Source organism: Rhodoligotrophos appendicifer, assembly GCF_007474605.1.
Classification (GTDB): Bacteria; Pseudomonadota; Alphaproteobacteria; order Rhizobiales; family Im1; genus Rhodoligotrophos; species Rhodoligotrophos appendicifer.
Genome location: NZ_VHKL01000010.1, coordinates 230,387 through 251,107 on the forward strand (window position 1 = coordinate 230,387; position 20,721 = coordinate 251,107).

The 20,721-nt window shown below is 58.7% G+C and carries 21 protein-coding genes and 1 pseudogene; 15 read left to right on the forward strand and 7 right to left on the reverse strand.

Going from position 1 to position 20,721, the window contains the following annotated elements:
* Window positions 1-31 precede the first annotated feature (31 nt).
* Window positions 32-1,549: an ABC transporter substrate-binding protein gene (locus FKM97_RS21830; protein ID WP_170241062.1), complete on the reverse strand. Its 1,518-nt coding sequence runs from the start codon at window positions 1,547-1,549 to the stop codon at window positions 32-34.
* A 306-nt stretch (window positions 1,550-1,855) separates the two neighbouring features.
* On the opposite strand from FKM97_RS21830, the gene FKM97_RS21835 reads away from it, so the two are divergent.
* Complete coding sequence (locus tag FKM97_RS21835; RefSeq protein WP_144294563.1) at window positions 1,856-3,433, forward strand: gamma-glutamyltransferase family protein; 1,578 nt, start codon at window positions 1,856-1,858, stop codon at window positions 3,431-3,433.
* A gap of 104 nt (window positions 3,434-3,537) precedes the next feature.
* Here FKM97_RS21835 and FKM97_RS21840 read toward each other — a convergent pair whose 3' ends face one another.
* A complete protein-coding gene (locus FKM97_RS21840) occupies window positions 3,538-4,362 on the reverse strand; it encodes an IclR family transcriptional regulator (protein ID WP_144294564.1) in 825 nt (274 codons plus the stop codon).
* Entirely contained in the window at window positions 4,343-5,281 is a 939-nt protein-coding gene (locus tag FKM97_RS21845; RefSeq protein ID WP_144294565.1) for a VOC family protein, read from the reverse strand. Before FKM97_RS21845 ends, FKM97_RS21840 begins: the two co-directional genes overlap by 20 nt.
* A 171-nt stretch (window positions 5,282-5,452) precedes the next feature.
* On the opposite strand from FKM97_RS21845, the gene FKM97_RS21850 reads away from it, so the two are divergent.
* The 14 genes and pseudogenes from FKM97_RS21850 (at window position 5,453) to FKM97_RS21905 (ending at window position 17,279) form a co-directional block, all read left to right on the forward strand.
* Window positions 5,453-6,052 (forward strand): NADPH-dependent FMN reductase, encoded by a 600-nt coding sequence (locus tag FKM97_RS21850; protein WP_144294566.1) that lies wholly within the window; start codon window positions 5,453-5,455, stop codon window positions 6,050-6,052.
* Between the two features lie 166 nt (window positions 6,053-6,218).
* Entirely contained in the window at window positions 6,219-6,365 is a 147-nt protein-coding gene (locus FKM97_RS26415) for a hypothetical protein (protein WP_170241063.1), read from the forward strand.
* 13 nt (window positions 6,366-6,378) lie between these two features.
* Window positions 6,379-7,542, forward strand: coding sequence for an LLM class flavin-dependent oxidoreductase (locus FKM97_RS21855; protein ID WP_144294567.1), 1,164 nt, complete (start codon window positions 6,379-6,381; stop codon window positions 7,540-7,542).
* Window positions 7,543-7,614: 72 nt separating this feature from the next.
* Window positions 7,615-8,343 carry an HpcH/HpaI aldolase family protein gene (locus FKM97_RS21860; RefSeq protein ID WP_170241064.1) on the forward strand — a complete coding sequence of 243 codons (729 nt, stop codon included), beginning with the start codon at window positions 7,615-7,617 and terminating at the stop codon, window positions 8,341-8,343.
* Window positions 8,344-8,411: 68 nt separating this feature from the next.
* Window positions 8,412-9,626 carry an ABC transporter substrate-binding protein gene (locus FKM97_RS21865; RefSeq protein ID WP_170241065.1) on the forward strand — a complete coding sequence of 405 codons (1,215 nt, stop codon included), beginning with the start codon at window positions 8,412-8,414 and terminating at the stop codon, window positions 9,624-9,626.
* An 11-nt stretch (window positions 9,627-9,637) separates the two neighbouring features.
* A complete protein-coding gene (locus FKM97_RS21870; RefSeq protein ID WP_144294570.1) occupies window positions 9,638-10,423 on the forward strand; it encodes an ABC transporter ATP-binding protein in 786 nt (261 codons plus the stop codon).
* Between the two features lie 2 nt (window positions 10,424-10,425).
* Window positions 10,426-11,304: pseudogene (locus FKM97_RS27090) on the forward strand (branched-chain amino acid ABC transporter permease); the annotation flags it as partial.
* Window positions 11,305-11,442: 138 nt separating this feature from the next.
* Window positions 11,443-12,351, forward strand: a complete 909-nt coding sequence (locus FKM97_RS27095; protein ID WP_428977931.1) for a branched-chain amino acid ABC transporter permease — start codon at window positions 11,443-11,445, stop codon at window positions 12,349-12,351.
* The gene (locus FKM97_RS21880; protein WP_144294572.1) at window positions 12,348-13,148 is read left to right on the forward strand and encodes an SDR family NAD(P)-dependent oxidoreductase; all 801 of its coding nucleotides are present in this window, start codon (window positions 12,348-12,350) and stop codon (window positions 13,146-13,148) included. Before FKM97_RS27095 ends, FKM97_RS21880 begins: the two co-directional genes overlap by 4 nt.
* On the forward strand, window positions 13,145-14,086 hold the full coding sequence (locus FKM97_RS21885) for an SMP-30/gluconolactonase/LRE family protein (RefSeq protein ID WP_205015263.1): 942 nt from the start codon (window positions 13,145-13,147) through the stop codon (window positions 14,084-14,086). The genes FKM97_RS21880 and FKM97_RS21885 overlap by 4 nt, the downstream gene beginning before the upstream one ends.
* Window positions 14,083-15,105: a cyclase family protein gene (locus tag FKM97_RS21890; RefSeq protein WP_144294573.1), complete on the forward strand. Its 1,023-nt coding sequence runs from the start codon at window positions 14,083-14,085 to the stop codon at window positions 15,103-15,105. Before FKM97_RS21885 ends, FKM97_RS21890 begins: the two co-directional genes overlap by 4 nt.
* Window positions 15,106-15,258: 153 nt before the next feature.
* Window positions 15,259-16,341: a cytochrome P450 gene (locus FKM97_RS21895; protein WP_205015265.1), complete on the forward strand. Its 1,083-nt coding sequence runs from the start codon at window positions 15,259-15,261 to the stop codon at window positions 16,339-16,341.
* A 25-nt stretch (window positions 16,342-16,366) separates the two neighbouring features.
* A complete protein-coding gene (locus FKM97_RS21900; RefSeq protein WP_144294575.1) occupies window positions 16,367-16,585 on the forward strand; it encodes a ferredoxin in 219 nt (72 codons plus the stop codon).
* On the forward strand, window positions 16,554-17,279 hold the full coding sequence (locus FKM97_RS21905) for an ABC transporter ATP-binding protein (protein ID WP_144294576.1): 726 nt from the start codon (window positions 16,554-16,556) through the stop codon (window positions 17,277-17,279). Before FKM97_RS21900 ends, FKM97_RS21905 begins: the two co-directional genes overlap by 32 nt.
* 60 nt (window positions 17,280-17,339) lie before the next feature.
* On the opposite strand, the gene FKM97_RS21910 is transcribed toward FKM97_RS21905, so the two are convergent.
* From FKM97_RS21910 to FKM97_RS27265, 4 genes are read right to left on the reverse strand one after another with little or no spacing between them, the layout of a single operon-like run.
* Window positions 17,340-18,509 (reverse strand): alpha-hydroxy acid oxidase, encoded by a 1,170-nt coding sequence (locus tag FKM97_RS21910; RefSeq protein WP_144294577.1) that lies wholly within the window; start codon window positions 18,507-18,509, stop codon window positions 17,340-17,342.
* A gap of 59 nt (window positions 18,510-18,568) precedes the next feature.
* Window positions 18,569-19,675 carry an ABC transporter substrate-binding protein gene (locus FKM97_RS21915; RefSeq protein ID WP_144294578.1) on the reverse strand — a complete coding sequence of 369 codons (1,107 nt, stop codon included), beginning with the start codon at window positions 19,673-19,675 and terminating at the stop codon, window positions 18,569-18,571.
* Window positions 19,676-19,691: 16 nt separating this feature from the next.
* Entirely contained in the window at window positions 19,692-20,408 is a 717-nt protein-coding gene (locus FKM97_RS21920) for an ABC transporter ATP-binding protein (protein ID WP_144294579.1), read from the reverse strand.
* 3 nt (window positions 20,409-20,411) lie between these two features.
* Window positions 20,412-20,528, reverse strand: coding sequence for an ABC transporter ATP-binding protein C-terminal domain-containing protein (locus FKM97_RS27265; RefSeq protein ID WP_144294580.1), 117 nt, complete (start codon window positions 20,526-20,528; stop codon window positions 20,412-20,414).
* Window positions 20,529-20,721 lie beyond the last annotated feature (193 nt).

Genomic DNA, 20,721 nt, shown 5'->3' on the forward strand with positions numbered 1-20,721 from the left:
GCGGCAAAGCTCTAAAAGAAAATCCCGCTGCCTACCGATCCGAGCAGGTCACCGTCTCGAAATTCGGGCTGATGACCTGGAGCGGGGGCGAAAAACCATCGCAGGCTTTCCGCATCGCATAGACGCTTTGATAGAAGAAGGGCACGATGACCGAGCCCTGTTCGGCAAGCAAGGTTTGCGCTTTCTTGTACAGCTCTACGCGCTTTGCGTCATCGAGCTCAGTTCTTGCTGACGCAATAAGAGCATCGAATTCGGGATTCTTCCAGCGACCCTCGTTGTACTTTGCGTTGCTGGAGAACAGATAGCTCAAGGCCTCTCCGGGCGGACGGCTCTGCCAAGTGGAAGTGAAGAAGGGTCGCTTCAGCCAGACCGTATCCCAGTAAGTGTCACCAGGATTGTTGACGAGTTGAATGCGAATGCCGGCCGGTGCGGTCATCTGCTGGACGGCTTGTGCAAGCCCGAGCATTCCGCCGGATTCAGCCGTATTCAGCTCGATGTCGATGCCATTCGGATGTCCCGCCTCGGCGAGCAGCTTCTTTGCGCCCTCAATGTCCTGCTTAGGGGCGTTAGGGCTATAGGCACTCGGCCAGCTTGGCGGGATCGGACTATCATTGCCTGGGACCGCCATGCCCAGCATCACTGTGTCGACCAGAACCTGGCGGTCGATCGCCTTCTTGACAGCCTGCCGCACGCGGACGTCGTCGAATGGCTTCGTGTCGCTCCACATGGCGATCGTCAAATAGGAGGCCGGCGGCGCCAACATGACTTCGATGTTGGGGTCCGCCTTCAAGATTGGAGCACTCGAAGCCCCGATGCTGAGCATCAGATCGGCCTGACCGGATTGGATCGCCGCTGTACGCGTGACCTCTTCCAGCATGATGCTAATCTCGAGGCACTCGGCCTTAGGCAGGCCGGGTTTCCAATAGTTCGAGTTTTTGCGAAGGACACGCCTCGTCTCGGTGGGGCTGAAGGTTTCGACGGTGAAAGGACCGGTACCGATCGGCTTCACGCGCAGATCCTCAGACTTAGCACCGTCCTGCACCACATAGGCCTGTTTGATCCCGAAGAACGTGGGGAGTTCTGCAACGACATTTTCGGTCTTGAATTCTACGGTCAAGTCGTCGATCGCTTTGATGTTCTCTGCTTTTAAGAAACTTAGCGTGTTCGCCGCCGACGACCCGACTGCCGGATCGATAATCCGCTTGAATGAGTAGGCTACGTCCTTGGCGCTCAAAGGCTTGCCGTCACTGAATTTGATCCCTGGACGAAGCTTGAAGGTCCAGGTCTTGCCATCATCCGAGACGGACCAAGACTCAGCGAGGTCTGGCACCGGCTGCAATCCGTCGTCGCTAAGCTTGACCAGCTTGTTGAAAATTGCTGCCACACCCAGGCTGTCGTCGGTCGTCACCTGTAGTGCTGGATCAAGAGTGATGTTGGGAAGACTGCTCTCGGTGCCGATCACCCGGACGCATTCGGCGGCATGAGAAATTCCGGGCAAAGATAACGAAGCAACGAGCGAAAATGCAACAAAGCCGTGAGATCGGCGCATGGTCACCTCCTGTGAAACCCCTTGCCGGCACTGGGGCTTTCTTGAGCACCAAGCGGCCGACACTCCCCGGCGCAGCGCCATAACTGCTGCCATTTGACAGATTTGCGCGTTTTCTATTCTCCGTCAACCATGTCATTCTGTGATGACAAACCACCCCAGATAAGGTCCTTTAAGGATGCCGCTCCCTCAAGGCCTTGGATCAAATCCGCCCGCCTAGGACAATGGAGCGTGAATTTGATCAATTAGCATTGGCCATCAAAGTCGACGGCCTGACACCTGGACAGATCACAACACGAGAGCAGCGGCATGATGCGAAATTTCCACTTTCCTGGACGGTCCTCGGTGCATGGCACGTCATACATGGCCGCCAGTTCACACCCGCTCTCGACTGCGGCGGCGGTCGGCATCCTCGCTCGGGGCGGAAACGCCGTCGATGCGGCGATCGCTGCAAGCGCCGTTCTGGGCGTCGTCGAGCCGGAGCAATGCGGAATCGGCGGCGACTGCTTTGCCTTGATTGCTCCCCCCGGCTCCGCACCAATTGCCGTAAATGGCAGCGGGCGGGCGCCACAAGCCGCCAATGCACACTGGTACCTGGATCGCGGGATAAGCGAGATTAATCCAGACACAGCCCACGCAGTTACCGTTCCCGGTGCCGTCCACGCCTGGTCGGAGATGTCGCGCGCCTATGGCACCATGGCGCTTGATGCGCTGCTCGCTCCTGCGATCGATCTTGCCGAGCATGGGCATGCTGTCCATGAGCGAGTCGCCTGGGATTGGGCAAACTATAGCGTCATGATGCGTGAACGACCTGAACTTGCCGCGCTCTATCTTTCCGATGGCAAGCCCCCTTCACCGGGCCAGGTAACTCGACAGCTGCGCCTTGCCGACAGCCTCCGGCAGATCGCCTCCGAAGGTGCCGGCGCCCTGTATGGCGGATCCCTTGGGAAACGCTTGGTGGCCCATCTGGCCGGCCACGGCGGACTTCACAGCCTCGAGGATTTTGCCTCACATCGAACGGAGTTTGTCACGCCAATCAGCGTGCCGTTCGGTTCAGGCGAGGTGATTCAATGTCCGCCCAATGGTCAGGGAATCACGACGCTGCTTATGCTCGAGATGCTGAACGGGTTGAAACGCCCCGCTGATCCCCTAGGCATCGAACGTATCCACCAGCTGCTCGAGGCCTATGCGATCGCGAAGCTGGAGCGTGACAGTCAAGTGGGAGATCCCGAATTTTCCACAGATCCAAAAATCTTACTCGATCCAATCTTTGTCGCGGGTTTGCGGAGGCGCTTCCGTCCCTCCCTCGATCCGTTGCGATCTGAGGCCCGGACGATGGGGTCGGATACAGCGTTTGTCTGCGTCGTCGACCGAGAACGAACGGCGGTGTCCTGCATCAACTCAGTCTTCAAGAGCTTCGGCAGCGGGCTCGTCGCACCAAATACCGGCTTTCCATTGCACAATCGGGGTGTGGGTTTTGTCGTCTCCCCAGGACATCCCAACTGCATCGGTGCCGGCAAACGGCCGCTGCACACGATTATCCCGGGAATGATGATGCAGGGCGGCCGCCCTATCATCGTCTTCGGGATGGTGGGTGGCGATTTTCAGCCGCTCGGCCAAGTCCTCATGCTGCAGAACATGGTGGAATATGGCATGGATCCTCAGGCGGCAATCGACTTTCCGCGGGTCTATCCAGTTGGTGGCAAGCTGCGGATCGAGGAGGGAATTCCCGAAACCCTGTGCGCCGGGCTGTCTGACTTAGGCTATGATCTTGAAAGGTCGGTCTCGCCAATCGGTCTCGCCCAGGCGATCCGGATCGACTGGCAGAACGGCGTCCTCACGGCAGGCTCGGACGGCCGAGCCGATGGATGTGCTTTTGGCTGGTAGCCAAAGGACGATCGGACGCGAGCGGCTGTAAGTAAGGCGAAGGCGCCTCCATCTTAGGCTGCCAGGGAATGCTCGATGTTCGCTCTCTGCTTCAAATCCAAATACTAGTCGGGCCCGTCTGCCGTGGGTGTTTGATATCCGCTTTGGAGCCTTGAGACCGCGTTACGCATAACTGTGAGAATCTGCCCCAGTTGATCATTCAGCCGATCTACCAGGCCACCCACGCCGACAGCAAAAGTCTCGCTGCCATTGATTGCGGGAAGCATCATAGATATGCAGCCGCCGGCTCTCAGGGGCAGGTTAGGCAGGTAACAATAGCCCTTGTCGCTTATGTCCTTCAGGCGCTCTGCGATGTCATTGATGTTGGTTTTTTGGCCCTTATCCGCGAGGCGAGCATTGATCTGCTTACAAAGCCGCTCCGCCGTTGCCAACGGCATCTGGCTCAGGAACATCCAGCCGAGGCTCGTTCTCGTCAACGGGAGCTGACTCCCTTCCACAATGTGGAACCTAATCTCGTGCGAAGAATCGATAACCTTTTGGTACTGGATAAACTGGTCGTTTCTTGACGCCAAGAGGACTGTTTCTCCTGTGGCACGGCTAATCTCCTCCATCAAAGCTAGAATACGGTCGTCCAGCCGGCTGTCCAGCCAATGACTGAGCTGACTGATCTTCGTGGTCGGGAAATAACGTCGGGCTTCCCGATCGTAATGAAGATAGCCGAGCTGGACCAGACTCTTCAGCAAAACCGTCGTGCTTGATTGAGGATACTCCAAACGTTCCACGATCTCCTTCAATGGAGCCGGTCGTTTGATGACAGCGAACATTTCAAAAATCTGCAGCACCCGTGCCGCCGACTTTACTGGTGAAGCATTCATAGCACCGTTTCTGACGGTACGCTCGGCGTCTCCTTCAGAGGCGGCGCGGGTCATTGGCTTCCAATACCGAAGTGAATCCAAGACGGAACCCCATTGCCGTGCTGGGGTCGGTGACGACAAGGTCTGCGGTCTGAACCTCGAGCCCGACGCCGCATGCCAGCAAATGTTCTGCAGCTCGGCCTAGGTCGCGCACCTTAAATGTAATGCTGTGTGCTGTATTTCCGACTCTCTCGAGGTCCTTCCGACAGGGGCCGTCAGCAATAGGAGTAGCGATCTCGAACACGATCGGCTCCTCGCCCACCACGACCCAGTGGCTGTTGGTCCCCAGTGCTTCGTTGCGGCCCTCCGCGAACAAGCGCCCGCCACATATATCGACGAGAAACTTTAACGCGAGCGCGGGATCGCGCAGGACCACCGTCTGGTGTGCAAGATATTCGACGCCCATAGCATCGTCGGGACCTGGCTGTATTTGCTTCCATCCGGGCTTCATTCGCGGATCCGCCAGCGGACTTGTCTGGAACCAGACGTCGCTGCCTTCCCAGAATTCCCACATGATGCCGGTATCGGCAGGATGTGTGTAAAGCAAGGTTCGCTGCTCATTGCCGGGTGGTGTTCCGATCACCGGCTTTCCACTGCCGGACGCAGTCAGTCGTATCCGATGACGGTGGTGGAGCTGATAAACCGCGTCTTGCATGTCGGACACATAAAAGCACGGGAAGAACCAGTGGTTGCCGACGATATCGTGATACATCCGAAACTGCGATAGATGCGTTTGTTCCGGCGAAATGTTCTCGATGCACGTATCTGCCACAACGGTAAGCGTCCGATAGGCGGCGCCCTGATCCGAGTAGGGGATAGTCGTAGACGGCACCCCGAAGATTTTTGAATAGAATCGCCGTGCCGCCTCCAGATCGTCGACCATGAATGTCGGGTGAAAGAACTTGGTGATCTTCACGCCCGTCTGCCCCGCCATACAGCCCTCCAATTCACATATGTGATACTGAAAATCTTATATGAGAAATAGTTGACGGTCCAGCTCTTGGCTATATCCTTTTGAGTGTTGGCTTGATTGCGCCACGCCAGTCCTCTTCGGAGAGGCAGCGGTCTGGCGCAGGTATGAGAGTTCCTTTCGAAAGGTTGAGCGTTGGCACGTCCCCTTTTTATCCTGGGCATCGGCGGCACGACGCGACTTGGCTCTTCGACCGAGGCAGCCATCCGCCATTGTCTGAACGCAGCATCCGCGAGGGGCGCTGAAACGGCATTGCTGTCTGGCCCTGAGCTGGAGTTGCCGATGTACTCCCCTGCCAGGGCCGGCCAGAACGCCGCGGCGGCGCGCCTTGTTGCGCTCTTGCGGCGCTGCGACGGGCTCATTCTGGGGTCACCCGGATATCACGGCTCGATCTCGGGTTTGATGAAGAATGCCCTAGACTATGTGGAGGAGATGCGGGAAGACCCCTCACCCTATCTGGAGGGTCGCGCAGTAGGATGCATCGCGTGCGCGGCCGGTTGGCAAGCCGCCGGTTCCACCCTCGCGGCAATGCGCAGCGTCGTTCACTCCTTGCGGGGCTGGCCGACACCTTTGGGCGCAACGATCAACAGCGCCTTGTCGCCATTCGATCCATCGGGCCGATGCACCGAGGCCGGCGTGGGGCAGCAGCTTGAGATCATCGGGCGCCAAGTTGTCGATTTTGCACACCTGCAGGCCGGAGCACAGGAGCGTTCGGAAAACGCGGCTGCAGCCTAAGGGAAAAGGCGAGCTGATCGAGCGATTTCGTACTGAAGCGAAAACAAAAAGAATCTCTGCGGGAGGAAGCAATGCCAATGCGTCGGACGGTCGCTTCAGCGATGTCCCTCATCGTTAGCGCATCATGGATGCCGGTGGCCGCGATCGCGCAGGCTGAGGACGGCCAATGATCCAGCCGCTGCACGTCTTCAAGGTCAAAGCGCCCGCCGAATCCATTGGTCGCTGTGACGACTACAAGGTGGTGATGACAGTCCCCGGAGACCAAGCCTATCGCCCGCTTGCGGACAGTCATTGTCCGCTGCTCCAGAAGTAAGGATTGAACCGGTATGAAGGCGTCCCTCTTTTGTTTGCCAAGTGTTGGATCCCGCGCCGAGATCGAGGCCGGGATGGCCGGTCAGCGTAATGATCTCTACCAGCGAATGCTGGCTGAAATGTCCGAACTCATCCGCATGGCCGACGACCTCGGCTATGACTCGGTGAGCTTCACCGAGCATCACTTTCATATCGAGGGTTTCGAGGTCTCTAATAATCCGGTGATGCTTGATCTCTACTTCGCGATGCAGACGAAGCGGATCCGTGTAGGGCAGCTGGGGATTGTGCTTCCCGCACAGAATCCGATCCGGGTCGCAGAAGACATCGCCATGCTGGATCACATGAGCGGTGGGCGGGCCTGCGCCGGCTTCGCTCGCGGTTACCAGCGCCGGTGGGTCGACATCATGGCCCAGCAAACCCACGGAGTACGTGGAGCGCTTCCTCACGAGCATGACCAGATCGATGCAGCGAACCGAGAGGCATTCGAGGAAAATTTCCAGCTCATCAAGAAGTGCTGGACTGAGCAGATGATCACCTTTGACGGGAAGTACTGGAAGGTGCCGGCAGGCCGTACACCTTGGACGCTTGATACCACGCAGAAATGGGGTGCAGGCGTTGAGGATGGAATTCTGAAATCGATTGGCGTGGTACCCAAGCCTCTCCAGAAACCGTACCCGCCCGTGTTTCTGCCATTTGCCAGTTCAGAGAACAGCGTTCGTTGGGCCGCGCGGGAAGGGGTCACGGCTATCTTGCCACCGATGCATTCGAGCTACGAGAACCCTCTTTACGACGTCTATGCCGAAGTCTCAGGACGCCCACGGGGTGATGGTACGGGTTTGCTGCGCGACGTCATCATCGCAGATACCGATGAGGAAGCACTGAAGCTGTGGGAAGACTCAGGACGCTTTTCCACCCGAGCCTGGTTCGAGCCGTTCGGCTTCCGAAAGCATACAATGGATCCGGGAGCCAATCGCTATCCAACCCCCCAAGAGGCCATCGAGCTGGGTTATGCTCTGGTCGGTACCGTTGACACCGTGACCCGCGCTTTGGAAGCAAACATGAAGCGCCAGAAAGTCGATTGGCTGTTTTGTTACACCTATAATGCGCTCATTCCCCATGCCAAACTGATGAAGTCGGTCGAGCGCTTCTGGACGGAAGTCATGCCCAGGTTCAATTGAGCCGAGGAGCTTAGAAGGCTGATGGTTTTGCCGCCGCCCAATCCTATCCTGCGCAAGTTTGAACGAGGCGAAATGGCCTTCGGAACTTTCGTGTTTTCGCGCGACCCAGCAGTCACTGAGATCGTAGCGGCCGCCGGGTTCGACTTGGCTGTGATAGACACTGAACACGCCCCCTTAGGAGTCGGTGAGATCATCGATCACCTGCGCGCAGGAAACGCAGCCGGACTATCCTGCTGGGTCCGAGTTGCCGGCTACAATCCAGCAGAGGTGGGCAGACTTCTCGATCTTGGCGCCCAGGGGATCTTGTTTCCTCACTACGGGATGCAGCCCGATGAGGCCGCGAACGCCCTAAGCGCTCTGCGCTATGCGCCCGAGGGAAGCCGCCCGACCTGTACTGGAATTCGCGCCAGTTCCTATGGCGTCGGGAGCTTCGCCGATTACACGAAGCGCGCCAATAGCGAGGTGATGGGCATCGGTCTTATCGAAGATGCCGAGGTGGTTGATCGCATCGAGGAAGTCATTGAGGCCTGTACACTGACGGCAGTCATGCCCGGCGGCGGAGGCGATTTGGCGACCTCAATGGGTCTCCACGGTCAGGGAACGCATCCCCGTGTGATCGGTGCGGCGCGGAAGGTCGTCGAGACTGCCAAGCGGAAGCCGGGCCTGAAGGTCGGGGTCTATGTCTCAGACCTGGCTGGTGCCGAGGAGTGGCGCGCCCTGGGAGCTGACTTCCTGGTTTACTCCATCGACTACAAGGTCCTTTCCGCGGCCTATTCAGGCATAAGGCAGGCTTTGGCTTAGAAGCAGCCCGAGAAAGACGGTGCTGCACGACAACGGTGATGAACACCGGAGCAAGAAGGGAGAACGAGATGAAGGTGCTAAGAACGGCTTTTGCCGCGCTGCTCTGCCTGGTTGCACAGGCGGGGCTACAGTCGGCGGTAGCTCAAGAGCCGGTACGTATCGGGCTCATCGACGACCAGAGCTCGGTCTATTCGGGCCTGGGAGGCAAAGGGACGGTGATCGCCGTCCAAATGGCAATTGAGGATTTTGGCGGCAAGGCTCTGGGTCAGCCTATCGAGTTTCGCTCCGCCGATCATCTCAACCAGCCTGACCTCGCTTTAAGCTTGGCTTCAGCCTGGCTAGACCGAGACAAGTTCGACGTCATCCTCGGCGGCGGCAGTTCCGCTGCTCTGCTGGCGGTTCAGAACATGATGAAGGCCAAGCCAACCAAGACCTTGATGGTCACCGGCTCGTCCAATCTCGATTTCGCGGGCAAGGCCTGTACTGAGAACTCAATGCAGTTCGCCCCGAATAACTACGTGCTACTGGCGCCGACGATCAAAGCGCTCACCGATCAAGACCAGAAGAAATGGTATCTGCTGTCGAGCGACAATGCCGGAGGCAAGACGGCACGCAGCGTTGCAACGAAGAAGCTGGAGCAGTTCGGTGGCTCGGTTTCGGGCACGGCACTGTTTCCTCTAGACTCAACGGATTTCTCGTCTTTCCTGCTGCAGGCACAAGCGACCACGCCGCAGGTGCTGGGGCTGTCAACATCAGGCTCACCGCTGGTTGCTCTGGTTAAGCAGTCGCGGGAGTTTGGCCTCCAGGCCTCGGGCATTCAGATGGCTCTGCTGGCGGCCTTTATCACCGACATCCACAGCATCGGCCTCGAGGCGGCACAAGGCTTGGTGTTCTCGACGATATTCTACTGGGATCGCAACGAGAAGACCCGCGACTTTGCTAAGCGGTTCTTTGCCAAGGACGGCGGGATGCCGACCCAGATGCATGCTGCCGCTTATGCAGCAACCATCCATTACCTGCAGGCTGTCGAGACAGCCAAGACGGCCGACGCGACCAAGGTCATCCCCTTGATGCGCGAGAAGCACATCGACAATCCGCTCTTCGAGGACGCCTATGTGCGCGAGGACGGTGCGGTCATCTGGCCTGCCTATTTCGTCCAGGTAAAAACGCCGGCAGAATCTAAGGACCCCTGGGACTATTACACGATCAAGGCCACAATCTCAGGGCAGGATGCCAATCTGTCGATCAAGGATCAAGGCTGTCCGCGTTTTGCCGGCCAGTGACGAGAGTGTCGATGCCCGCAACGTCCGACATCGTGCTGAGGACCGAAGGTCTGACCAAGGAGTTTTCCGGCTTCGTTGCCGTCTCCGACGTTAGCCTTTCGGTTCGCCGCGGCACGGTCCACGCGCTCATAGGTCCTAATGGCGCCGGCAAGACGACTGTCTTCAACCTCTTGACAGGCTTCTTGCCACCCACGTCCGGGCAGATCTTCTATAAGGGCGAGGACGTCACCCGTGATCGCCCTGCCGCCATCGCCAGGCGCGGCATGGTGCGGTCATTTCAGATCTCGGCGGTGTTCCCACATCTCAGCGTGCGGGAGAACATAGGGATTGCGCTCCAAAGAGCGACGGGCACGTCGTTCTTCTTCTGGCGACACGAGAAGTCTCTGAATTACCTCAACGCTCGTATCGAGAGCCTCGCAGCGCAATTCCGGTTGTTGGACGCACTGGACATACCGACCGTTGAACTCCCTTACGGGCGAAAGCGAGCACTCGAGATAGCCACCACCCTGGCTCTGGAACCCGACCTGCTGCTCCTGGATGAGCCGATGGCCGGCCTCGGCCGCGATGATATCGACCGTGTCTCAGGCTTCATACGCGACCTGGCCAACGAACGCACAGTGCTGATGGTGGAGCATAATCTTTCCGTCGTCGCCCGTATCTCGGATGTTATCACGGTTTTGACGCACGGCCAGGTGCTGGCGGAAGGGCCCTATGCGGAGATTTCACGGAATCCCAAGGTCCTCGAAGCCTATGTCGGTACGGCTCACGCGATGCCGGCGCAAGAGGAGCGGACCTAGCAATGGATCTCTTCGGCATTCCCGTTCCGGTGCTCTTTGGCCAATTGTTGTTGGGGCTGATCAATGGCGCCTTCTATGCCATGATGAGCCTCGGGCTTGCGCTGATCTTCGGGCTCCTGAACATCGGCAACTTCACCCACGGCGCGCTCTACATGATGGGCGCCTTCGTGGCTTGGTGGCTCCTGACCTTCTTCGGTATCGGCTACTGGCCTGCTCTGGTCATCGCACCCCTGGTCGTTGGCGCTTTTGGCATGCTGCTTGAGCGAGTCTTGCTGAAGCGTATCTACGACCTGCCCCACGTTTACGGGTTGCTGTTGACCTTCGGTCTGACCCTTGTCATCGAAGGACTGTTTCGCCAAGGCTACGGAACGTCGGGCCTTTCCTACCCCACTCCTCAGATACTGACAGGTGGGTGGAATTTGGGGTTCATGTTCCTGCCGGCCTATCGCGGCTGGGTCATTTTAGCCTCCGTCCTTCTTTGCGCTGCAACGTGGTTCGTTATTGAGCGCACGCGTTTGGGCTCAAACCTGCGCGCCGCGACAGAGAATCCGACATTGACCGGGGCGCTGGGGATCAACGTGCCGCGTCTCGTCACGATGAGCTTCGGTCTCGGCGTCGGGCTGGCGGCCGTCGCTGGCGTGATGGCAGCGCCCATTTTTCAAGTCAATCCACTCATGGGATCGAACCTGGTCATCATCGGCTTCGCCGTGGTTGTGATCGGCGGGCTGGGCTCGATCCTTGGAGCGATCGTCAGCGGCTTTGGGGTTGGCATTGTTGAGGCCTTCGCCAAAGTCTTCTATCCGCATGGCTCGACGACCGTGATCTTCGTCCTCATGGCGGTTATTCTGCTCATACGTCCCGCTGGCCTGTTCGGCCGTTCTGGCGGCGGGCCCGTGATCGAATCCGCTCCGGTGGTGCCTGTTTCCACCAAACCAAACCGATTCAGCGAGCCGCTTCTTCTGATAGGGCTACTTGCTGTCGGGGCGCTGGCACCTTTCGTGGTCTATCCGACATTTCTGATGAAGGCCCTGTGCTTTGCACTCTTCGCCAGCGCGTTCAATCTGCTGATCGGCTATGTCGGGCTGCTTTCCTTTGGTCATGCCGCCTTTTTTGGCGGCGCCGCCTATGTAACCGCACTCGCTGCCAAGGAATTGGGATTTCCGCCGGAGCTCGCACTGCTTTCCGGCACCGTCGCAGCCGCCGTGGTCGGTGCACTTTTCGGTTGGATCGCTATTCGCCGCCAGGGCGTCTATTTCGCGATGATCACCCTCGCTCTGTCGCAAATCGTATTCTTCTATGCAATGCAGACGCCCTATGCGTCAGGTGAGGACGGCATCCAAGAGGTGCCGCGCGGTCACCTCTTCGGTTTTATTGATCTGAACAATCAGTTGAACCTCTACTTCTTTGTTCTCGGTGTGTTTGTCCTCGGGTTCCTCATTATCCGACGGACCATCCATTCGCCCTTCGGCCGCGTGCTGAAGTCCATCCGGGAAAATGAACCCCGAGGGATCTCACTTGGCTATGACACCGATCGCTTCAAACTTTTGGCCTTCACCATCTCGGCCGCACTGGCCGGGCTCGCCGGCGGGACTAAGGTGTTGGTGTTTCAGGTGACATCGCCCTCGGACATTCACTGGATGGTGTCTGGCTTCGTGATCCTGATGGTCCTGATGGGTGGGCTGGGCACGGTCCTGGGACCCACCGTTGGCGCATTGATCCTGACGTCCATGGACTATTACCTGGCCGAATTCGGCTCCTGGATCCTGGTCATCGAGGGCTTCGCCTTTATCATTTTCGTCCTGCTGTTCCGCCGCGGTGTGGTCGGCGAGATCACGGCGCTCGTCCATCGGCTGAAGGAGCGACACCACCATCGAAAACCCGCGCCGCTGCATGCGCAAGAAGCAACACCGGAGGGGTACTCTTCGTGAAGCCTACGATTGACCTGCAAGGAAAGACGATCGTCCTAACGGGTGCCGGCCAAGGGCTCGGCGCTGCCACAGCCGAAGTCCTCGCTGCAGCCGGCGCAAATCTGATGTTGCTCGACCGCAACCAGTCGGAGGTCGAAGCCGTGGCTGCAGCGCTGCGCAAGACCGGAGTTCAGGTTGAGACACGCACCTGCGACATCAGTTCTGAAGCCGATGTGGAGGCGGCGCGTGCCGCGACCGCAAGCCGGTTTGGTAAATGCGATGGCTTAGTGAACAATGCCGGCGTGGTCGGCTTCACTCCCCTGGAGGATCTACCCCTAGCCGAATGGAACCGGTTGCTGTCGGTGAACCTGACCGGCACTTTCCTTTGCATACAACATTTCGGGCGCATGATGCTGGCGCAAGGTTCGGGAAGCATCGTGACCATCACCTCCACCGCTGCCAGCATTCCCCAGTCTCAATCGGGCGCCTATTCCTCCAGCAAAGCTGGCGCCATGATCCTCGCTAGGCAGGCGGGCATGGAGTGGGGCCCGCGAGGCGTTCGCTCCAACGTGGTCAGCCCAGGCGCCATGTGGACTCCCATGACCAAGCCATTCCAAAGCGATCCCGCCGCCGTCGAGCGGCGGAGCGCATTGATTGCGTCGCGCCGCATCGCCGAGCCTGTGGAAATGGCGCATGTGATTGCCTTTCTGTTGAGCGACCTCGCGAGCTACGTGAACGGTGCCAATATCGATGTTGATGGGGGCCTCCGTCAGATGATGCTGTCGTTGATGCCCAGGCCCGGAGTGAACGCCCATTGACCGCGCTCCCTCTCTCGACAGGTGAAATTCGGGTTCTGGCATCCGGCCTGCGCTTTCCGGAAGGCCCAGTCTGGTTGGCGGATGGCTCTATCGCCCTCGTGGAGATCGCCCGAGGCACGATCACCCGTGTCGATCCTTCTGGAAAAATCAGCATCATCGCCACGACAGGCGGTGGACCCAACGGCATGGCTCTCGGCCCCGATGGCGCATTCTACGTGTGCAACAATGGCGGCTTCACTTGGCTCGAGGAGAATGGCCGGTTCCGCCCCGTCGGACCCTCGCCCGACTATAAGACAGGCCGGATCGAACGCGTTGATCCCGACACGGGCGAATCGACGATCCTCTACGATCGATGCGGCGATCATCCCTTGTGCGGGCCCAATGACTTGGTCTTCGACGCAGACGGTGGGTTCTATTTCACCGATACCGGCCGCGTTCACCACCGCAGTCGCGATCATGGCGGCGTCTACTACGCCCGCGCCGATGGTTCCGAGATCACGGAGATCGTCCATCCTATGATCGGCCCGAACGGCATCGGTCTGTCCCCGGACGGTGCCGCGCTTTACGTTGCCGAGATGGAGACAGCCCGTCTCTGGTCCTACGAGATCCTCGCCCCCGGAAGGGTTGCGAAACTACCCTTCCCCATCCTGAACGGCGGGCGTTTGGTAGCGGGTCTGGGTGGTTTTCAGCGGATCGACAGCCTGGCAGTCGAAGCGTCCGGCAATATCTGTCTCGCAACTCTGGTAACCGGAGAGATCATCGTTGTCTCGCCGGAGGGAGAGATCGTCCGTAAAGTCAAAATGCCGGATATCTACTGCACAAACCTCTGTTTCGGCGGTCCCGACAGGAGAACTGCGTTCATCACCATGGGTCTGTCCGGCGAGTTGCTCGCAATGTCCTGGGCCGAGCCTGGGCTGGCGCTCAATTTCGGGGCATGACGGACGTGGAAGCGCAAAACCGTCATACACGCTGGCGCAAACGGCCTTCACCATCCACCTGGGGGGATTTCGGGGCGGACGACCAGCGCGGACGGCTGAACCTGATCACACCAGAGCGTCGCCTTGCAGCATTGCAAGAAGCACGCGTCGGCAAATCCTTTTGCCTGTCGCTGCCGCTCGACTATCCCGGCGGGAGGGCCCTGTCACCGTTCCGCAAGCCACCGGAGCTGCGAGCCGAAGTTATGGCTGATGGCCAGCCGGTGTTTAATGCCGGCGCTGGCGCCAGCCAATCAGACGCAACAGATCTGTTCTGCGATCAGTCGGTTCGTCTGTCGCTTCAATATTCCACCCATTGGGACGGGCTCGCCCATGTGGGCGCGCGGTTCGACGCCAATGCCGATGGGGAGGCGGAATGCGTCTATTACAATGGCTTCCCGGCGCAGGACACGCATGATGACGGCGTCCTTCGACTCGGGGTCGAGACTATGGCTGAGACCTGCGTCCAAGGGCGGGGTGTGATGATCGACCTCGTGCCACATTTCGGCGGCACTGCCCACCCCGTTGGTTATGACGACCTCATGCGGGTTGTGGAGCATGACGGTGTCATCGTGGGCGAGGGCGACATCGTTTGCTTTCGCACCGGATTCGCGGACCTTCTGCTCAAAATGCGCCGGCAGCCGGATCGCAATCGCCTTTTCTCCGAGACCCCGGCCCTGGACGGCCGCGATGAGCGTTTACTGCAGTGGATCACGGACATCGGGCTGGCAGCGATCGTTGCCGATAATTATGCCGTCGAGACGCTGCCAAGCCGGCCCGGACATCAAGCCTGTTCGCCGAACCTGCCGCTGCACCAGCATTGCCTGTTCCAGCTTGGCGTGCCTCTAGGCGAATTGTGGCACCTCGGTGACCTGGCCGACTGGCTGTGCGCTCATGGGCGCAACAGCTTTCTTTTGACGGCACCGCCCTTGCGACTGACGGGAGCGGTTGCTTCGCCGACCACCCCTGTTGCGACGGTGTGAACCACTCAAGATCTGGAGGAGACCATGGCTGACACCCAACACCTGCCGCAATATCCCATCAGGCGGACCTGCCCCTTTGACCCACCGGCCGAATTCTCGGAGTTCCGCGATGAGCAGCCACTGACGCGGATGCGCCTTTGGGATGGCTCGGCGATGTGGCTCGCAACCCGCTATGACGAGGTGCGGACTATTCTGGCAGACCCGCGCTTCAGCGCCATTCCGGCGGTGCCGGGCTACCCGATCGTCGCCGAAAGCCGCGCCGCCATGCTGCGGGCCGAGCGTCACAACTTCGCCTTCATGGATGATCCCGAACATGCCGGGTTCCGGCGGATGCTGGTAAAGATGTTTACCGTAAAGCGGATCGGACAGATGCGCCCGGCGATCCAGAAAATCGTCGACCAGCTCCTTGATTCTCTTCTGGCCAAGGGTCCGCCAGTCGATTTCATCAAGGATTTCGCGCTTCCGGTTCCGTCGTTGGTGATCTCAGAACTCCTTGCCATTCCCTATGAGGATCACGAGTTCTTTCAGGACTGTGCCGCCGCCCGAGTAAATCTCAGCGCTCCACCGGAGGTGTCTGCCAATGCAGGGAAGAAGATTTGGGATTATCTCGATGGTCTCTTGACCAAACGCGAGCAGGGAATTGGATTGGGCGACGATTTGCTGAGTCAACTTGTCATTGAGCAAATTCGTCCTGGGCATCTCGCTCATGCGGACGCGGTGGGCACTGCCCGGGCGCTACTGCTTGCCGGACACGATACGACCGCCACCCAGATCGGCGCCGGAACGTTGACGCTGCTCGAGCATCCAGACCAACTTAGGGCGCTAATAGCGGACCCATCTCTCGTTCCGGCAGCCGTTGAAGAAATTCTGCGCTACTTCACGATTACTCATCACAATGCGCCCCGAGTTGCCTTGGAAGACGTGCAGATTGGCGATCAAGTCATCCTCGCAGGCGAGGGGGTGATTGCGTCGGTGAGTGCCGCGAACCGCGACCCACGGGCTTTTGCAGATCCAGATCGCTTCGATATCCACCGGGATGCAAACCACCATCTGGCCTTCGCCTATGGCGTGCACCAATGCCTAGGTCAGGCGCTTGCCCGTTTGGAATTGCAAATTGTGTTCGAGACGCTGTTTCGGCGAATACCCACCCTGAGATTGGCGGTTCCTTTCGAAGAACTCAAATTCAAGCATGAAAGCCTGACCTTCGGCGTGATCGAGATGCCGGTTGAATGGTAGCAGCCAACACAAACGAGAGGTTCTTATGCGCGTTAAAATCGATCACAGCGGCTGTATTGGGGCCGGTCAATGCGTACGCGTCGCGCCTGAGGTCTTTGCTCAGGACGAGGAGGACGGCATGGTTATACTCCTTGATGAAACCCCCCCACCAAGCCAGCGCGACGCGGTGATCAAGGCAGCAAAGCTTTGTCCCGCTCGCATCATTGACGCCGATGACGAGGAACCTCTTTCCCGTGAAGACTGACCTTCTTTCCATCAAAGGCCTTCAGGCTTGGTACGACGAATCTCACATCCTGCACGGCGTCGATCTTCATGTTCAGTCCGGTGAGGTCATAACACTGCTCGGTCGAAACGGAGCGGGAAAGACCACCACTCTCAAGTCGATTATGGGAATCGTTAAGAGGAGAGAAGGCTCAGTCAAATTTGACGGAAAGGAACTCATCGATCGGCCATCGCGCGAGATCGCGAGACGGGGCATTGGTTTCTGCCCCGAGGAGAGGGGAATCTTCGCCAGTCTAAGCGTCGAAGAAAACCTTATGTTGCCGCCGGTGATCAGCAGCGGCGGACTGCCACTGGACGAGATCTTCCTCTTGTTCCCCAACTTGAAAGAGCGGCTCAACAGTCAGGGAACCAAGCTCTCAGGCGGCGAGCAGCAGATGTTGGCTATCGGCCGGATCCTGCGCACTGGCGCAAAGTTATTGTTGTTAGACGAACCAACCGAGGGACTTGCGCCGGTGATTGTCCAACAGATTGGCGCGACCATCGAAAGACTAAAGCAAAAAGGTTTTACTATCATTCTGGTGGAGCAGAATTTCCACTTCGCATCGACGATAGCGGATCGGCACTACATCGTTGAGCAAGGCCGTGTCATCGACATGATCCCAGATGATGAAATTGAACGAAACAAGGAAAAATTGAACAGATATCTGGGCGTCTAGTTAGGGACCCCGAACCAGTGAGGAAATTGTCTATAGGACCCTCAAGCATGCGAGCAACTATTAACCAGTGCGACAATCACCTCTCGCTAACAGCTGCTCCTCGGTTAACATCGCAACATCCGCGCATCCGATCTGAGTCAGCGTAATGTCGATCTCACGCCTGAGTAATTCAATCGCCCGCCGGACCCCGACGAGGCCGCCTGCCGCTACTCCGTAGACCATCGCTCTTCCAGCGAAAACAAACTGTGCTCCGAGACACATCGCGATGATGATGTCCGCACCGCGACGTATCCCGCTGTCAAGCATCAGGACGGTTTGCTCGCCAACGGCCGCCTTGATTGAGGGAAACACCTCGACGGGCGACGCTGCCCTGTCCAGCTGCCGACCACCATGGTTAGACACGATGATTCCATCTGCACCCTGTCCCACCGCGCGCCTGGCGTCATCTGGATGCATGATGCCCTTCACCACAAGTGCGCCTGGCCACATGCTCCGATAGAATGCGATTTCGTCCCAGGTATGTGAGGGACAAGGAAACTGCGCGTTGAAGGTGTCGATCGATTGCGCCGGAGTCGCATCCGCACCTGCATAGGGCAGCCAGTCCCCGAAAGCCGAGAAGCCGCCGGTCCGGTAGTAGTTCATCATCCAGCCCGGATGCAGCAAGGCTTCAAGCATCAATAGCGGGCGTGGACGTAAGGCGTAGGAGAATCCATTCCGCAAATTCCTCTCGCGCTTCGGGTGGCAAGGAACGTCCACGGTGACGACGAGGGTCTTCACGCCGGCAATCTTCGCCCGATCGATTAGATCACCGGCAATGCGGCGGTCCCTGGCGGCATAGAGCTGATACCAGAGATGGTCTGGTGCTGCTCGAGCCGCCTCCTCAATGGAAGTGTGACTGGCGCCCGACAGGATGAAAGGCACGTCTTCCTGGACGGCCGCCTTCGCCAGCATCAGATCGCCTCCCGGGCGGAACAGCCCCACCATCCCGGTCGGTGCAATACCGAAAGAGGTCGAATAGCGCCGACCGAAAATTTCCTTACCCTGATTGCAGTTGGCGACGTCGATGAGGTAACGCGGCACGAAAGCGTAGCGCTGGAAGGCATTCTCGTTGCGGGCGAGACAGAGTTCGTCTTCGACGCCACCCTCTATGTAATCGAAGACGATCTTGGGCAGCCGCCGCTTCGCCAGGCGGTGGAGATCGGCGATGCTGACGGCGTCCTGAACTGTCATCTGCACTCTGCGTCATCCGTCGCGGGGTGACGAGCCAAGGCCCGTCACCTGATCCGCGATTACTTCTCGATTGGCTTCCAGACGCCATCCGAGAACTGCATGAAGGTCAAAGGCAGCTTTGCGATATTGCTGTCGACGAAACTGATCGAGCCCGTCACGCCAGCGAAATCCTTAGTTTCCTTCAGAGCCTTTAGAATGCCCTCCTTTGTATAGCCGCCGCGCTCCATGGCCGACGCATAGAGCCTGACCGCGTCATAGAAATAGGGGCCGTACAGATCCGGCTTCTTCCCGTATTTCGCTTCGTATTCGCTGTTGAACTTCTGCACTGCGGGACTGGTAGGATTGAGGCTGGGAGAGCCACTTATGAAGCCATTTGCAGAGGCTCCTGCGATGTCGGCGAAAGCGGAGTTCTGCACCGAACCATGGCTCAGGAACTGCGCTTTGATGCCCACTTCCGATGCTTGCCGAACGAGGAGACCGGCTTCCGCGTAATAGGCATAGGTGACGATCAAGGGGGGTTTCGTTGCTCCAAGCCGGGTAAGCTGTGAGCGGAAGTCACGGCCTCCCTTTTCGATCACTTCCTCCGCCAGGATTTCGCCGCCAAGTTCCTTGAAACGGCTGATAAAGACGCTGCTGAGGCCCTTTCCGTAGGAGCTGTTTTCATAGATGATGGCAGCCTTTTTGAAGCCCAGCTTGTTGAAGGCAAATTCAGCGATCTCCTTCTCTTCGTCATCTGCGAGGGGGTAATTGCTGAACACCGTAGGGCCACCGGTGCGGATCTCCGGTGATACAGCACCGACGCACATCATCGGGGTGTCCGTCTCACGCGAAAGCGGGAACTGCGGCAGAACCACCCCGGTCATGGTCGATATGATCGCTGGAATGCCGTCAACAGCCGTCAAGCGCCGAAATTCGGCGACGCCGTCCTTCGCCTGATTCTTGCTGTCAGCATAGACCAGTTCAAGCGGGTGACCGCCGATGCCTCCGGCGGCATTGATCTGCTCCTCTGCGAGCGCGGCACCCCGGCGGAAGTCGGCGCCATAATCTGCCGTGGGACCCGTGAGCGGCAAGATCACCCCCAGCTTGTAAGGTTCCTCAGCGAACGCGCCCGTGGTCGACAGCATCATGGCGGCTGCAGCAGCAGCCGCTGCAAAGATTTTCTTCATGGCTTTCCTCCCTTCGTTATTGTTCACTTTCGCTCAGATAGACGCGGCGAAGCGCATCGGCGTCTCGGTAGATCGAGCAGGGGCCCTTGCCGATCACAGCCCCCCCTCGAATGACCACCACGCTGTCAGCGATGCGCAGAACCTGCTGGGCCTGCTGCTCGACGATCAGCACGGCACTTCCGAGGGTCTCGCGTATGGACAGGATGGAATCGAACATCTGCGTCATTAACATCGGCGCCAACCCGATGGAGGGCTCGTCGATCAGCAGCAGTTTGGGCCGCACCATCATTGCCATCGCAAAGGCGAGGGCTTGTCGCTCTCCTCCTGACAGCGATCCGCCTTTCTGCGAGTATCGCTCACGCAGTCTGGGAAAGGCCGTCAAGACGGCCTCGCGGCGTTCCGCGATTGTCGCGCGGTCGGAGAGGGTATAGGCACCCATCAAAAGGTTTTCGCCGATCGTCAGATCGCGAAAGACCCGAGCGCCCTGCGGCACGAAGGAAATGCCCACACGGACAACATCAGAGGTGTCGGCCTGACCGATGTTCTTGCCGTCAAAGTCAATTCGGCCAGATCGCTGTCGGACCAGACCGAAGATGGTCCGCAGGATCGTGGATTTCCCTGCTCCATTGGGGCCAATCAGGGCGACAATCTGACGATCCGGCAGGTCGAAGCCGATCCCGAAGAGGATCTGCTTCTTGCCATAATGGGCATCGACTCCCTCAAGCGTCAGCATAGGTTAGTCGATCCCAAGATAGGTGTGCATGACCGCCGTATTGTTGCGGATGACATCGGGCGGGCCCTCGGCGATCACCTGGCCCTGATGCATGACGATGATCCAGTCTGAGAGCGCCATGACGACCTCCACGTTGTGCTCGATCAGCAGAATGGTCTTTCCCAGGCGGACCAGATCCCGGATTCGCTCGCAGAACTCGGAGACCAGCTGCGGGCTGATGCCCGAGGTGTGCAGGGCGGTGACAAATTAGGCCATGGAGCGCCGACGTGATGGCGGTGCGGGCGGAGTAAAAGCCGTCCATTGGCTAGGCTGG

Excerpts from the sequence above, each read along its gene's own strand:
- FKM97_RS21830 (WP_170241062.1), bottom strand. The coding sequence starts at position 1,549 with ATGCGCCGATCTCACGGCTTTGTTGCATTTTCGCTCGTTGCTTCGTTA.
- FKM97_RS21835 (WP_144294563.1), top strand. The coding sequence starts at position 1,856 with ATGATGCGAAATTTCCACTTTCCTGGACGGTCCTCGGTGCATGGCACG.
- FKM97_RS21840 (WP_144294564.1), bottom strand. The coding sequence starts at position 4,362 with ATGACCCGCGCCGCCTCTGAAGGAGACGCCGAGCGTACCGTCAGAAAC.
- FKM97_RS21845 (WP_144294565.1), bottom strand. The coding sequence starts at position 5,281 with ATGGCGGGGCAGACGGGCGTGAAGATCACCAAGTTCTTTCACCCGACA.
- FKM97_RS26415 (WP_170241063.1), top strand. The coding sequence starts at position 6,219 with ATGATCCAGCCGCTGCACGTCTTCAAGGTCAAAGCGCCCGCCGAATCC.
- FKM97_RS21855 (WP_144294567.1), top strand. The coding sequence starts at position 6,379 with ATGAAGGCGTCCCTCTTTTGTTTGCCAAGTGTTGGATCCCGCGCCGAG.
- FKM97_RS21860 (WP_170241064.1), top strand. The coding sequence starts at position 7,615 with ATGGCCTTCGGAACTTTCGTGTTTTCGCGCGACCCAGCAGTCACTGAG.
- FKM97_RS21865 (WP_170241065.1), top strand. The coding sequence starts at position 8,412 with ATGAAGGTGCTAAGAACGGCTTTTGCCGCGCTGCTCTGCCTGGTTGCA.
- FKM97_RS21870 (WP_144294570.1), top strand. The coding sequence starts at position 9,638 with ATGCCCGCAACGTCCGACATCGTGCTGAGGACCGAAGGTCTGACCAAG.
- FKM97_RS27095 (WP_428977931.1), top strand. The coding sequence starts at position 11,443 with ATGAAGGCCCTGTGCTTTGCACTCTTCGCCAGCGCGTTCAATCTGCTG.
- FKM97_RS21890 (WP_144294573.1), top strand. The coding sequence starts at position 14,083 with ATGACGGACGTGGAAGCGCAAAACCGTCATACACGCTGGCGCAAACGG.
- FKM97_RS21895 (WP_205015265.1), top strand. The coding sequence starts at position 15,259 with ATGTGGCTCGCAACCCGCTATGACGAGGTGCGGACTATTCTGGCAGAC.
- FKM97_RS21900 (WP_144294575.1), top strand. The coding sequence starts at position 16,367 with ATGCGCGTTAAAATCGATCACAGCGGCTGTATTGGGGCCGGTCAATGC.
- FKM97_RS21905 (WP_144294576.1), top strand. The coding sequence starts at position 16,554 with ATGACGAGGAACCTCTTTCCCGTGAAGACTGACCTTCTTTCCATCAAA.
- FKM97_RS21910 (WP_144294577.1), bottom strand. The coding sequence starts at position 18,509 with ATGACAGTTCAGGACGCCGTCAGCATCGCCGATCTCCACCGCCTGGCG.
- FKM97_RS21915 (WP_144294578.1), bottom strand. The coding sequence starts at position 19,675 with ATGAAGAAAATCTTTGCAGCGGCTGCTGCTGCAGCCGCCATGATGCTG.
- FKM97_RS21920 (WP_144294579.1), bottom strand. The coding sequence starts at position 20,408 with ATGCTGACGCTTGAGGGAGTCGATGCCCATTATGGCAAGAAGCAGATC.
- FKM97_RS27265 (WP_144294580.1), bottom strand. The coding sequence starts at position 20,528 with ATGGCGCTCTCAGACTGGATCATCGTCATGCATCAGGGCCAGGTGATC.